This window comes from Microbacterium ureisolvens (genome assembly GCF_019511645.1).
GTDB classification, from domain to species: Bacteria; Actinomycetota; Actinomycetes; order Actinomycetales; family Microbacteriaceae; genus Microbacterium; species Microbacterium ureisolvens_A.
On sequence record NZ_JAEUAX010000016.1, the window covers coordinates 56986 to 69730 of the forward strand.

The 12745-nt window shown below is 71.0% G+C and carries 11 protein-coding genes; 7 read left to right on the plus strand and 4 right to left on the minus strand.

Annotation, left to right across the window (positions count from 1 at the left end; genetic code table 11):
- Positions 1–3: 3 nt before the first annotated feature.
- Positions 4–1461: an NAD(P)H-quinone dehydrogenase gene (locus JNB61_RS18630; RefSeq protein ID WP_220290889.1), complete on the plus strand. Its 1458-nt coding sequence runs from the start codon at positions 4–6 to the stop codon at positions 1459–1461.
- A 252-nt stretch (positions 1462–1713) separates the two neighbouring features.
- On the opposite strand, the gene JNB61_RS18635 is transcribed toward JNB61_RS18630, so the two are convergent.
- Both JNB61_RS18635 and JNB61_RS18640 read right to left on the minus strand, forming a co-directional pair.
- The gene (locus JNB61_RS18635) at positions 1714–3480 is read right to left on the minus strand and encodes an acetyl/propionyl/methylcrotonyl-CoA carboxylase subunit alpha (RefSeq protein WP_159845776.1); all 1767 of its coding nucleotides are present in this window, start codon (positions 3478–3480) and stop codon (positions 1714–1716) included.
- 123 nt (positions 3481–3603) lie between these two features.
- Positions 3604–4311 (minus strand): Maf family protein, encoded by a 708-nt coding sequence (locus JNB61_RS18640; protein WP_220340614.1) that lies wholly within the window; start codon positions 4309–4311, stop codon positions 3604–3606.
- Positions 4312–4464: 153 nt separating this feature from the next.
- Here JNB61_RS18640 and JNB61_RS18645 point away from each other — a divergent pair, with 153 nt between their 5' ends.
- Genes JNB61_RS18645 through JNB61_RS18660 form a run of 4 tightly spaced genes read left to right on the plus strand, consistent with a single transcriptional unit; the run spans position 4465 to position 8863 of the window.
- On the plus strand, positions 4465–5808 hold the full coding sequence (locus JNB61_RS18645; RefSeq protein WP_220340615.1) for a class I SAM-dependent RNA methyltransferase: 1344 nt from the start codon (positions 4465–4467) through the stop codon (positions 5806–5808).
- Positions 5809–5830: 22 nt separating this feature from the next.
- Entirely contained in the window at positions 5831–6508 is a 678-nt protein-coding gene (locus JNB61_RS18650; protein ID WP_159845764.1) for a response regulator transcription factor, read from the plus strand.
- Positions 6498–7748 carry a sensor histidine kinase gene (locus JNB61_RS18655; RefSeq protein WP_201448810.1) on the plus strand — a complete coding sequence of 417 codons (1251 nt, stop codon included), beginning with the start codon at positions 6498–6500 and terminating at the stop codon, positions 7746–7748. Before JNB61_RS18650 ends, JNB61_RS18655 begins: the two co-directional genes overlap by 11 nt.
- Complete coding sequence (locus JNB61_RS18660; RefSeq protein ID WP_220290880.1) at positions 7745–8863, plus strand: hypothetical protein; 1119 nt, start codon at positions 7745–7747, stop codon at positions 8861–8863. Before JNB61_RS18655 ends, JNB61_RS18660 begins: the two co-directional genes overlap by 4 nt.
- Before the next feature lie 387 nt (positions 8864–9250).
- Here the strand turns inward: JNB61_RS18660 and JNB61_RS18665 are convergent, their stop codons facing one another.
- Together JNB61_RS18665 and JNB61_RS18670 are read right to left on the minus strand one after the other, a co-directional pair.
- Positions 9251–9508, minus strand: a complete 258-nt coding sequence (locus tag JNB61_RS18665) for an acyl-CoA carboxylase subunit epsilon (protein WP_308291302.1) — start codon at positions 9506–9508, stop codon at positions 9251–9253.
- Positions 9505–11112, minus strand: coding sequence for an acyl-CoA carboxylase subunit beta (locus JNB61_RS18670; protein WP_159845758.1), 1608 nt, complete (start codon positions 11110–11112; stop codon positions 9505–9507). The genes JNB61_RS18665 and JNB61_RS18670 overlap by 4 nt, the downstream gene beginning before the upstream one ends.
- A gap of 120 nt (positions 11113–11232) precedes the next feature.
- Between JNB61_RS18670 and JNB61_RS18675 the strand changes: the two genes are divergently transcribed.
- Together JNB61_RS18675 and JNB61_RS18680 are read left to right on the plus strand one after the other, a co-directional pair.
- On the plus strand, positions 11233–12045 hold the full coding sequence (locus JNB61_RS18675) for a biotin--[acetyl-CoA-carboxylase] ligase (protein ID WP_220340616.1): 813 nt from the start codon (positions 11233–11235) through the stop codon (positions 12043–12045).
- Positions 12046–12184: 139 nt separating this feature from the next.
- The coding region (locus JNB61_RS18680) for a PH domain-containing protein (RefSeq protein WP_220340617.1) at positions 12185–12745 on the plus strand (561 nt) is incomplete at its 3' end.

The window sequence follows — 12745 nt, forward strand, 5'->3', positions numbered from 1 at the left end:
AGAATGGAATTCATGTCGATCAGCTTCGAGACCACCCAGAGCGTCGCCATCCTCGGCGGCGGACCCGGAGGCTACGAAGCGGCGCTGGCCGCCGCCCAGCTCGGAGCGGAGGTGACAGTGGTCGAGCGCGCCGGCATCGGCGGCTCGGCCGTGATCACCGACGTGGTCCCGTCGAAGTCGCTCATCGCGACCGCCGACGCGGCCGTCGCCATCGCCGGCGCCGGGGATCTGGGCGTCCAGCTCTTCGCCAAGGGCAAGGAGGGCAAGCCCCTCAAGCCCGAGATCGCCATCAACCTCACCGCGGTCAACAAGCGCCTGCTCACCCTCGCCCGGCAGCAGTCCGACGACATGCGCGCGTCGCTGGCCGAGGCGGGCGTCCGCATCATCTCGGGCCACGGGCGCCTCGAGGGCGGCAACGCCGTCGTCGTCTCGACCGGCCCGGGCGGCACCGACTTCGACCGCATCGAGGCCGACACCCTCGTCGTCTCGACCGGATCGTCTCCTCGTGAGCTGCCCACCGCGAAGCCCGACGGCGAGCGGATCCTCACGTGGACGCAGCTGTACAACATGACGGCGCTCCCCGAGCACCTCATCGTGGTCGGCTCCGGGGTCACCGGCGCCGAGTTCGCCGGCGCCTACATGAACCTCGGCTCGAAGGTCACGCTGGTCTCCAGCCGCGACCAGGTGCTGCCCGGTGAAGACAAGGACGCTGCCGCCGTCCTCGAGCGCGTGTTCAAGCGCGGCGGCATGAACCTGCTGTCGAAGTCGCGGGCGGCCAAGGTCGAGAACACCGGCGACGGCGTGGTGGTGACGCTGTCGGACGGGCAGACCGTCGAGGGGAGCCACTGCCTCGTGGCGGTGGGCTCGATCCCCAACACCGCGGGCATCGGCCTCGAGGAGGCCGGCATCCAGATGACCGAGTCCGGTCACATCCAGGTGAACCGCGTGGCGCGCACCTCGGTGCCCAACATCTACGCCGCCGGCGACTGCACCACCTTCGTCCCGCTCGCGTCGGTCGCCTCGATGCAGGGACGCACCGCGATCTTCCATGCCCTCGGCGACATCGTGATCCCCCTCGAGCGCCGCCGCATCACCTCGAACATCTTCACCGCGCCCGAGATCGCGACGATCGGCTGGCAGGAGAACGACATCGCCGACGGCCACATCCAGGGCGTCGTGCACAAGCTGCCGCTCGCCGCCAACGCGCGCGCGAAGATGATGGGCATCAAGGACGGTTTCGTCAAGCTCATCGCCCGCGAGGGCAGCGGGACCGTGATCGGCGGTGTCATCGTCGCCCCGCGCGCGTCGGAGCTCATCTACCCGATCGCCATCGCGGTCGAGCGCCGCCTCACCGTCGACCAGGTGTCGCGCGTCTTCGCGGTCTACCCGTCGCTGTCGGGCAGCATCACCGATGCCGCCCGCGCGATGCACGTCGTCGACCACAACATCTACGGCGGCTGACGCGTCGGTTCAGATCGTGCGCACTCACCGAGGGCACACGTCACGCGCGCGCACGACGGGTGCCCTCGGCGGGATCACGTGATGCGAACGGATGCTGCGGCGCGCGGCATCCGTCGTCCGCCTCGGGTTCTCCTCATTCCGGATCAGGGGCACGTCATGACAGCATGCCGAGGGACGGATGCTGCGTCCCGGAGCGTCTCGTGACGCACCCGTGTTTCCGCCGATGAGGTCGGGAAACCGCGGGCGAGGGGATCAGGAGATGGTGAGGAGCTGGTGACCGGCCGACACGGTCGTGCCGGGGTCGGCGTTGATGGCGCCGATGACGCCGTCCTTGTGGGCCTGGATGGGCTGCTCCATCTTCATCGCCTCCAGCACGATGACGAGCTCGCCCTTCACGACCTGCTGGCCCTCCTCGACGGCGACCTTGACGACCGTGGCCTGCATCGGCGACTTCACCGCGTCACCCGAGGCGCCGGCGACGACCGAGGGGGAGTGCGATCGGCGCGACGGCGGCACGGCCGCCGGGCGTCCGGCGACGCCCACGGGGGCGACGACACGGTCGGGCAGGCTCACCTCGAGGCGTCGGCCCGCGACCTCCACCACGACCGTGTGTCGCGCTTCGGCGGGGGTGGGCTCGCTGAGCTCGCCGTCCCACGGCGCGATGTCATTGACGAACTCGGTCTCGATCCAGCGCGTGTAGACGCCGAACCGGCCGTCCTCCGCGGTGAACGCGGGGTCGCGCACGACGGCGCGGTGGAAGGGCAGCACCGTCGGCAGGCCCGAGACCTCGAACTCGTCCAGCGCGCGGCGCGAGCGCTCGAGCGCCTCGGCGCGGTCGCGGCCGGTGACGATGATCTTCGCGAGCAGGGAGTCGAACGCGCCCGACACGCTGTCGCCGGCGGTGACGCCGGAGTCGAGACGGATGCCGGGTCCGCCGAACGTCTTGAACACGTGGATCGGACCGGGCTGAGGCAGGAAGCCGCGGCCGGGGTCCTCCCCGTTGATGCGGAACTCGATCGAGTGACCCTCGGGCTCCGGGTCGTCGTAGCCGAGCTCCTCGCCCTCCGCGAGACGGAACTGCTCGCGGACCAGGTCGATCCCCGTCACCTCTTCCGAGACCGGGTGCTCGACCTGCAGGCGCGTGTTCACCTCGAGGAACGAGATCGTGCCGTCGGCGCCGATGAGGAACTCGCACGTGCCCGCGCCGACGTAGCCGACCTCCTTGAGGATGGCCTTCGACGCGTCGTAGAGGGTCTGGTTCTGCTCGTCGCTGAGGAAGGGCGCCGGCGCCTCTTCGACCAGCTTCTGGTGACGGCGCTGCAGCGAGCAGTCGCGCGTCGAGATCACGACGACGTTGCCCGCGGCATCCGCGAGGCACTGCGTCTCGACGTGACGCGGCTTGTCGAGGTACTTCTCGACGAAGCACTCGCCGCGGCCGAAGGCGGTGATCGCCTCGCGCGTGGCGGACTCGAACAGCTCGGGCACCTCGTCGATGGTGCGGGCGACCTTGAGGCCGCGTCCGCCGCCGCCGTACGCGGCCTTGATCGCGATGGGGAGGCCGACCTCTTCGGCGAACGCGACGACCTCGTCGGCGCCGGCCACGGGGCCGGGGGTGCCGGGAGCCAGTGGTGCGCCCACCTTCTCGGCGACCGCGCGCGCGGTCACCTTGTCGCCGAGGGCCTCGATCGCCTCGGGCGACGGGCCGATCCAGACGAGGCCCGCCGCGATCACGGCGCGGGCGAAGTCGGCGTTCTCGGCGAGGAACCCGTAGCCGGGGTGCACTGCGTCGGCGCCGGAGCGGCGCGCGACGGAGAGGATCTTGTCGATCGACAGGTAGGTCTCGGCGCTCGTGGCGCCCTCGAGCGCGTACGCCTCGTCGGCGAGGCGGGCGTGCATGGCGTCGCGGTCCTGGTCGGCGTAGACGGCGACCGACGACTTCCCGGCGTCGCGGGCGGCGCGGATGACGCGGACGGCGATCTCGCCGCGGTTGGCAACGAGAACCTTGGCGATACGAGGCATGAGTGCCAGCCTACCGACGGCATCCCGAGGGCTTTTGAGCGGTTCGTACAAGAACCGACCAGAAACGTGGGATTCCTACTACAACGGGTGCGCCCTCACGCGGCCCTCGTGAAAGGGGGCGCCTTACTCCGCTCCCTCTTCCGCGAACGTGTTCTCACCGATCTCGGGCCGCTCGAGCGACGGGTCGGAGGTGTTCCAGAGTGCCGTCCAGTCCACGCCCACCTCCCGCACCAGCCGGCGCAGCGTCGACACCGACATCCCCACCACCGTGGACGGGTCGCCGTCGACCCGCTCGATGAACGCGCCGCCGAGGCTGTCGACCGTGAACGCGCCCGCCACGTGCAGGGGCTCACCGGTCCCGACGTACGCGTCGATCTCCGCATCCGTCACGTCCGCGACGAAGGAGACGGATGCTGCGGCCGTCGCGTGCACCTCGCGCGGGGGTTCGCCCGGCTGGATGCGCACCACCGCGTGGCCGGAGTGCAGCACGCCGGTGCGCCCGCGCATCGCGCGCCATCGAGCGGCGGCGTTCTCGGGGGTGTACGGCTTGCCGAGCACCTCGCCGTCGAGCTCGAACATCGAGTCGCCGCCGATCACGATGCCGTCGAAATCCGGGATGTCGTCGCGCAGCCGCGCCGCGACGTCCGCCGCCTTGCGGCGCGCGAGGAGCAGGACGTGCTCGTCGGGCGCCAGCGTGCGCGCCTCGGCCGCCTCGACCGCGGCGATGACGGCCTCTTCGTCGACGTCGGGGGCGACGGTCAGCGGGCGGATGCCGAACTGCCCGAGCAGCATGAGCCGGGCGGGCGAGGTAGAGGCGAGGCAGACGCGCATCCCCTCACAGTACGGGGAGGGGATGCACGCGGTTCACATTCAGGACGGATCCCGCCGCGCGCGGAAGCGCACCGCGGAATTCCGCGGATGCGCACGTGTGCGGAGAACGTCCATCCTGAGTTCTGAACGCCGGCGCGGCCTTAGGCTCGACAGGTGAGCGAAACCGGCGACCTCCTCGATCTCGACATCACGGGCGTCGCCCACGGCGGCGTGTTCGTCGCCCGGTACGAGGGACGCGTCGTGTTCGTGCCCGACGCGATCCCCGGTGAGCGCGTGCGCGTGCGGCTCACCGACACCACGAAGAAGTCGTTCTGGCGCGGCGAGACCCTCGAGGTGCTCGAGGCTTCACCCCACCGGCAGCTGCACGTGTGGCGGCAGGCCGACGTCGATGTGCCGCCCGAGCAGCGCCCCGGCGGCGCGGACTTCGGCCACATCGCCTTGGAGCACCAGCGCGCGCTCAAGCTCGAGGTGCTCCTCGACGCCCTCCACCGGTTCGGGGGCATCTCCGAGCCCGTCGCCACGATGAGCGGCGTCACGCCGTCGCCCGCCGAGGATGGCGCCGACGCCGACGGGGAGACCGTCGACGGCACGGGGTGGCGCACCCGCGTGAGCCTGCACGTCGACGCGGACGGCAACGTCGGCCAGTACGCCGCGCGCAGCCACCGGGTCGTCCCCCTCGAAGACCTGCCCCTCGCGACGTCTGCCGTCGAGACCGCCGCGCTCGCGCTGCGCGGCGGCGAGCCCGGCAGGATCGATCTCGTCCAGCCGGCGGACGGTCGCGTGCGCGTACTGCCGCGGCCGGACAGGAAGACGGATGCTGCGCCCCGCCGTGGCCGCGGCGCACGAGCGTCCTCCAGCAAGCCCCGCAAGGCTCCCGCGCCCGAGGTCGTCCTCGAGCGCGTCGGCGGCCGGGACTTCCGGGTCGACGCCGGTGGGTTCTGGCAGGTCCACCGCCTCGCGGCGCACACCCTCACCACGACCGTGTCCGCGGCGCTCCGCGCTCTCCCGGGTGACGCGCCCGTGGACCCCGACGCGTGGCACCTCGACCTCTACGGCGGTGTGGGCCTCTTCGCCGCGACGCTCGGCGACATCGGCGGCTCCTCGACGCGGGTGACGAGCGTCGAGTCCGATCCCCGCGCCACCGAGCACGCGGGGGAGAACCTCGCGGAGTGGGTCGGCGCACGAGCCGAGACCGGCCGCGTCGACCGATGGCTCGCGCGACTCGCGGCCGAGGCATCCGCTCCCGAACGCGAACGGCTGTCGCGAGGCGTCGTCCTGCTCGACCCGCCCCGTTCCGGAGCGGGCCGTGACGTGGTGGATCACCTCGCTGCGCTCGCGCCCTCGACAATCGTCTACGTCGCCTGCGACCCGGTCGCGCTCGCGCGCGACATCGCGACGTTCCGTGCCGGCGGCTACGAGGTCGCAAGTGTCGATGGCCTGGATCTTTTTCCCAATTCGCATCACGTCGAAGCCGTGGCGGTTCTCACCCGCGCCTGAGTCTCGTCGCTAGGCTGGCGGCATGACGCGGGTGGCCTTCATCGACGATCACGAGTCGGTCCGGCTCGGCCTCGAGGCGGCGTGTGCGCGCGCAGAGACCATGAACGTGGCGTTCTCCGGCAACACGGTCACCGAGTACGTGGACTGGCGTGCGATGTCGCGACAGGCCCCCGCTGACGTGGTCGTGCTCGACCTGACGCTCGGCGACGGCACCACGGTGACCGAGAACGTGCGCCGTCTCGTGCTCGACGGCTCGAGCGTGATCATCCACAGCGTCGCCGACCGGCCCGCGGCCGTGCGCGAGGCGCTCGCCGCCGGTGCGGCCGGCGTCGTGAGCAAGTCCTCGCCCATCGGCGACGTGATCGCGGCGGTGCGTACGGTCGCCCGGGGCGAGCCCCTCAACAACGTGGAATGGGCCAGTGCCGTCGAGGGCGACCGCGCCTTCGCCGATGCGCAGCTCTCGGCGCGCGAGCGCGATGTGCTCCGCCTCTACGCCGCGGGCCTGCCGCTCAAGGTCGTCGCCGATCGCCTCGGGGTGGCGTACTCCACGGCGAAGGAGAACATCACGCGCATCCGCGTCAAGTACGTCGAGGTCGGAAGGCCCGCGCCGACGAAGATCGATCTGCTGCACCGCGCCGTCGAGGACGGGATCCTCGTCGAGCCATCGGCCGACCCGGGAGACCTCACGCGTGGCCGGTGACGCGCAGACCGGCGTGCTCGACACGGCGTGGGGGCAGATCCCGCACTCGCAACAGACGACTGCCGGGATCGGATCGTTCACGCGCTCCCGCGTCGAGCGCATCATCTCGCTCGTCGCGGGCGGCTTCGGGTCGCTGATCCTCGGTCTCCAATCGTTTCTGAGCGCCCTCGGGCCCGCCCCCGAGCGACCGGGATGGCACCTGCCGCTGATGGTCGTCGTCTTCGGAGCCCTCGGGGTGATGGTGCTCGCGTGCGTCATCGGCCGTGCGGTGCGCCCCGCGGCCGGCGTGTTCGCGATCGTCTACGTCCTCGTCCTGATGGTGTGGCCGATAGCGACGGCGGGCGTGCAGCCCCCGACGACGGACGAGCCGTGGATCTGGTACCTGCTCAATCTCGCCACACTGGCCGCCGTCCTCGCCTTCCCGTTCCCGCTGCAGATCGCGTTCACGATCGCGCTGCCGCTCCTCTTCGGTGTCGTGCGGATGATCCAGGTCGGGTTCGCGCCGGAGTACTGGCCGGTCGTGATCCTGGACGTGACCTTCGCGCTCCTCCTGGGCGGGGTCATCCTGACTCTCGGGTGGCTGTTCCGGTCGGTGGCGGTGAATGTGGACAAGACCCGTGCGCAGGCGGTCTCCTCCTATGCGCAGGCCGCCGCGGCCGATGCCGCGGAGCAGGAGCGCGTCGCGGTGGCGGCGTTGATGCACGACAGCGTCCTCGCGGCGCTGATCGCCGCCGAGCGCGCCACCACTCCTCGCGAGCGCACCTTGGCGGCGACCATGGCCCGCGAGGCGCTGACCCGACTGGCCAACACCGAGCAGGACGAGCACGAGGGGCCCGACGAACCCTGGTTGCCCGTCGCCCTGGCCGAGGAGATCGCCCAGGCCGCCCGCGAGCTCGGTGTCGACGTCGATGTGCAGCGCGAGATCGACCCCGACGCCCCGCCCATTCCCGGGCGCGTGGCTCGCGCCATCGCGCTCGCCGCGACGCAGGCGATCGCGAACGCGTTGCAGCATGCCGGCGGCGCGGGGCTGGGCGTCGTGCTGCGCGCCGCCTATGGGACGGTCCGCGTCGAGGTCCACGACGCCGGCGAGGGATTCGACCTCGACGCCGTCCCGGACGACCGCCTCGGCATCCGGGCATCGATCATCGCGCGCGTCGCCGCGGTGGGCGGACGCGCCGACTTGGAATCGGGACCCCACGGCACGGTCGTGCGGCTCACCTGGCAGGAGCCGTCGTCGTGATCAGCGTCAAGAACGTCCTCACCGTGCTCGGTGTCGCATTCACGGCATACTTCGCCGCGCGAGGTCTGCTGTGGACCGGACAGCCCATCCCTTATCCGCTGGTCATCGTGGTGGCGGTGGGCATGTACCTCGCGACGACGTGGCTGTGCATCTTCTGGCAGCCCGCATCGCCGCAATCCGACTCCGCGCCCGGCGCGGGCGGCTCGACGGATGCGGAATCCCCCGAGAGCCTCGAGGCGCAGGCGGCGCCGCATCCGGCCGGCGAAGGCATCCGCGGACCACTCCCACTGCCCGCCACAGCCCAAGTGATCGCGCTCGCCTGTGCGGTGATCGTGCCGAACGCGATTCCGATCGCCGTCGGCGAGACAGCGCGCACGGCCTCCTTCGCGACCTGGTATCTCGGCGGGATCGGCGCGCTCATGACGATCGTCATGGTGCGGCGCCGCCCGTGGACGGCGTGGGCCGGAATCGTGCTTCTCGCGATCGCATCCTCGCTGTGGATGGGGCCGTTCACCGCGCTCAGGCTGGGCCTCGTCGGGTCGATCGTGTGGGTGACGTGCGCCCAGCTGCTGGTGTTCTCGATGGACCGCGCCGCCCGCGACACCTCTCGCCTCACGAGGCTGCAGCGTGCCGCCACCGGCTGGCAGACGTCCCAGGTCGTGCGCCAGCGGGAGCGACGCGTCCAGGTGCAGCGCGCGCTCGCCGTCGCAGGCCCGGTGCTCACCCGCACGGTCGCCCACGCGGGCGTGCTGACCGACGCCGACCGCCTCGAAGCCCGCATCGCGGAGGGCCGGCTGCGCGACGAGATGCGCGGACCCCGCCTCCTCGACGACGAAGTGCGCGCCGAGCTCGAACGCGCGCGGCGACGCGGCGCCAACGTCACCGTCCTCGACGAGGGCGGCCTCGACGACGTCGACGACGAGACACTCGGGATCATCCGCGCCCAGCTGGCCGAGGCGCTGCGCTCGGCGAGCTCGGACCGTCTCTACATCCGCACATCGCCCGACGAGCGCGTCGCGGTCACGGTCGTCGGTCGGTCGCCGTCGATGGGCGGACCCAGCGACGAGGACTCCGTCGACCTGTGGCGCGAGATCCCGCACCCCGGCAGAGCCTGAGGCTCGCGTCCCGATCGAGACGGATGCTGCCGTTCGGCGCGCGCTCGGATGCCCGGCGCTCACGCGGCGGTGGGCGCGAACGCCTGTCAGAGGGCAGTCTCGCTCCCCGCCGGAAAGGGGGAGGGGATTCTGGCGGAGAGCGGGAGATGAAGGAGGCGAGGGGCGGCGAAGCCGCCCGCCCCTCGCCTGCGCGGACGGTTACCCGAAAACCGTCCGCATGGCCGGACCCGGGGCATCCGCTAAGCGGTGTCGGATCGACCGAACGCAGAAGCGTTCCAGCGAGTCAAGTATCTCGGGGTTGCAACGGGTGTGTCTGTAGGTATTTCGGGGGACAAATCGGCCCCCGGCGTGGACCGGGTCCACAAACCGCACCGACGGTGTCCGCCGTCAGGCGCTCCCGAATCGGCCCCAGCCGAGGTCGCGGTTCAGCGGCTGCCGGAGCGCGCGCTGTGACAGTTCCCACCCCGTGCGGTTCACCCGCTCGTCCGCGACAGCCTCGGCGGCCTCACCCGTGTACGCCTCGCTCACCACGGCGATGAGCGCTGCGAGCTCTTCCTCCGTGGGCGCACCACGGCGCACCTCGATGGTCGGACCCTGGGGCGCAGCATCCGTATCCGTGTCGATGCCGCCGTCTGCGGTGCTCACAGCGGGATGTTCCCGTGCTTCTTGGGCGGCAGGCTCGCGCGCTTGCCGCGGAGGGCCCGCAGCGCCTTGGCGATCGACACGCGGGTGGCCGCGGGCTCGATGATGCCGTCGAGCTCGCCGCGCTCGGCGGCGAGGAACGGGGAGGCGACGTTGTAGGTGTACTCGTTCGCGAGGCGCGTGCGGACGGCGGCGACATCCTCGCCGTTCTCCTCGGCCTTCTTGATCTCACCGCGGTAGAGGATGTTGACCGCGCCCTGACCGCCCATCACGGCGATCTCAGCAGTCGGCCACGCGAGGTTGACGTCGGCGCCGAGCTGCTTCGAGCCCATGACGATGTACGCGCCGCCGTAGGCCTTGCGCAGGATCACCGTGACCAGCGGCACGGTCGCCTCGGCGTAGGCATAGAGCAGCTTGGCGCCTCGGCGGATGACGCCGGTCCACTCCTGGTCGGTGCCGGGGAGGTAGCCGGGGACGTCGACGAGGGTCACGATCGGGATCGAGAACGCATCGCAGAAGCGCACGAAGCGGCTCGCCTTCTCGCCCGCCTCGATGTTCAGCGTGCCGGCCATCTGCGAGGGCTGGTTGGCGATGATGCCCACCGAGCGGCCCTCGATGCGACCGAAGCCGATGACGATGTTGGGCGCGAACAGCGGCTGCACCTCGAGGAAGTCCTCGGCGTCGACGATGCCGCGGATGACCTGGTGGATGTCGTAGGGCTGGTTGGGGGAGTCGGGGATGATCGCGTTCAGCGCGCGGTCGGCGTCCGTCGTCTCGAACTCGAAGCCGGACTCGTAGACCGGCAGCTCTGCCATGTTGTTGTCGGGCAGGAACCCCAGCATGGTGCGGACGTAGTCGATCGCGTCGTCCTCGTCTTCGGCGAGGTAGTGCGCGACGCCCGAGCGCGTGTTGTGCGTGTGCGCCCCGCCGAGCTCCTCCATGCCGACGTCCTCGCCGGTCACGGTCTTGATGACGTCGGGGCCGGTCACGAACATCTGGCTGGTCTTGTCGACCATGACGACGAAGTCGGTGAGGGCGGGGGAGTAGACCGCGCCGCCCGCGGCCGGGCCCATGATGATCGAGATCTGCGGGATGACGCCTGAGGCGCGGGTGTTGAGGCGGAAGATCTCGCCGTACTTGCCGAGGGCGACGACGCCCTCCTGGATGCGCGCGCCGCCGGAATCGAGGATTCCCACGATCGGGATGCCGCTGCGGAGGGCGAACTCCATGACCTTGATGATCTTCTCGCCGGCGACCTCGCCGAGGGAGCCGCCGAACGTCGAGAAGTCCTGGGAGTAGACCGCGACCGTGCGGCCGTGGATCGTGCCGACCCCGGTGACGACGGAGTCGCCGTAGGGACGGGAACGGTCCATGCCGAAAGCGGTGGTGCGATGGCGCACGTACTCATCGAGCTCGACGAAGCTGCCGGTGTCGAGGAGCATGTCGATGCGCTCGCGCGCCGTGCCCTTGCCCTTCGCGTGCTGCTTCTGCTTCGCGACCTCCTCGGGATCGAGGACGGCCTCCTGGAAGCGGGCGCGGAGGTCGGCGATCTTGCCGGCGGTCGTCGACAGGTCGGGCTGATCTGGCGCTTGAGTCACGGATTCCACCCTATCGGCGGGCCTCGTCGATCTGTTGGAGGGTTCGCACAAGGGGTTGCGGCTTGCGCTGTTCGTCGTCTGGGAGGAGCGGGCGGACAGGAGCCGAGCGAGAGGCGTAGCGTGAGCGGCATGACGTTCTCGTCCGAGGGATTCCCGCTCACCGCCGCCGTCAGCCCGCGCGTCCAGGTCATCGAGGCCACGGACTCCACCAATGCCGACGTGATCCGGCACGTCATCGACGCGCCGCACGAGTGGCCGCACCTGTCGCTGCTCTTGACCGACGATCAACGCGCCGGTCGGGGGCGGCTCGACCGGACGTGGGTGACCCCGCCCGGCTCGGCGCTCGCGGTGTCGGTCGCGGTCGACGCGTCGGCCCTTCCGGTGGACGCGCGCGGGTGGCTGCCGCTCATCGCGGGCGCGGCGATGACGCGCGCGGTCGCCGCGCAGCTGGCGGGATCGCCGCACAACGCCACCCTCAAGTGGCCCAACGACGTGCTGCTCGACGGGTCGAAGATCTGCGGCATCCTCGCGGAGGTGGTGCCGGGGCATCCCGACGTGGTCGTGATCGGATCGGGAGTGAACACACGGATGCTGCCCGCCGACCTTCCCGTCGCGACCGCGACGTCGTTCGCCGCGGCGGGGCTGACGTGCGACGACGACCGTCTGCTCGCCGACTACCTTCGCGCCCTCGATGAGCAGCTGACGGCGCTGGCGGCGGCAGGGGGCGATGCCGCCGCGTCGGGCGTGCTCGGCGAGGTCGAGTCGCTGTGCAGCACACTGGGAAGCGACGTCGCCGTGTCGCTGCCGAACGGCGAGACGATCTGGGGCCGTGCACAGCGCATCGACCCCGACGGGCGGCTGGTGATCGTGCAGGACGCGGAGTTCGAGAGCGTCGTGTCGGCCGGCGACGTGGAGCACGTACGGAGCCGTCCGGCCGTGTGACCTGACTCCCGGCCGTGTGACCTCGTTCTTCCGGTCGTTGAGCGAGCGTGCGAGTCGAAACGCGCATGCGAGACGCGGCGCATGACGCAAAACGGCGGGTGCGCATCGGACTGTCGGCCCTGCACCGCACAATGGGGATATGACGCAGCCGACGAGCTACGGCGGCAGGCCTCTGACGCCGGCCCCCGGCGCGCCCACGCCGGAGATGCTCGTCGCGCGCTTCCGGGCCCATGCGCGGCGGCTCGCCTGGTCGGCGCTGGTGCTGATCGGGGTGGCCGGTGCCTGCGGCTACTTCTACGGCAACCTGCCCGCTCCTTTCGAGAACTGGATGCTGCTCGCCGGCGCCGCGGTCGTGGTGCTGCTGCTCGTGGTGCTGCCGTATCTCGCATGGGCGGCCCACGTCTACACGATCACGACGCGGCGGGTGATGGAGCGTCGCGGAGTGTTCTCCGTCAAGCGCCGTGAGCTCGCCCACGTTCGCGGTTACACCCTCAAGGTGCACCGGGGCCTGCTGCAGCGCATGTGGGGCGCCGGCACGATCACGCTGACGAACGGCATCGACGAGCCGCTGAGGCTCGCGAACATCCCGAGCGCCGAACTCGTGCACGAGGCGCTCGTCGACCAGGTCGAGGTCAACCAGATCCTCGCGCACCGCGACAAGATCCTCTCCGCGGAGGAGGCGGTCACCTACGGCCTCGTC

What these genes read in the sequence shown, in the direction of transcription:
- JNB61_RS18640 (WP_220340614.1), bottom strand. Translation starts at nt 4,311, where the DNA reads ATGCGCGTCTGCCTCGCCTCTACCTCGCCCGCCCGGCTCATGCTGCTC.
- JNB61_RS18635 (WP_159845776.1), bottom strand. Translation starts at nt 3,480, where the DNA reads ATGCCTCGTATCGCCAAGGTTCTCGTTGCCAACCGCGGCGAGATCGCC.
- JNB61_RS18675 (WP_220340616.1), top strand. Translation starts at nt 11,233, where the DNA reads ATGACGTTCTCGTCCGAGGGATTCCCGCTCACCGCCGCCGTCAGCCCG.
- JNB61_RS18650 (WP_159845764.1), top strand. Translation starts at nt 5,831, where the DNA reads ATGACGCGGGTGGCCTTCATCGACGATCACGAGTCGGTCCGGCTCGGC.
- JNB61_RS18630 (WP_220290889.1), top strand. Translation starts at nt 4, where the DNA reads ATGGAATTCATGTCGATCAGCTTCGAGACCACCCAGAGCGTCGCCATC.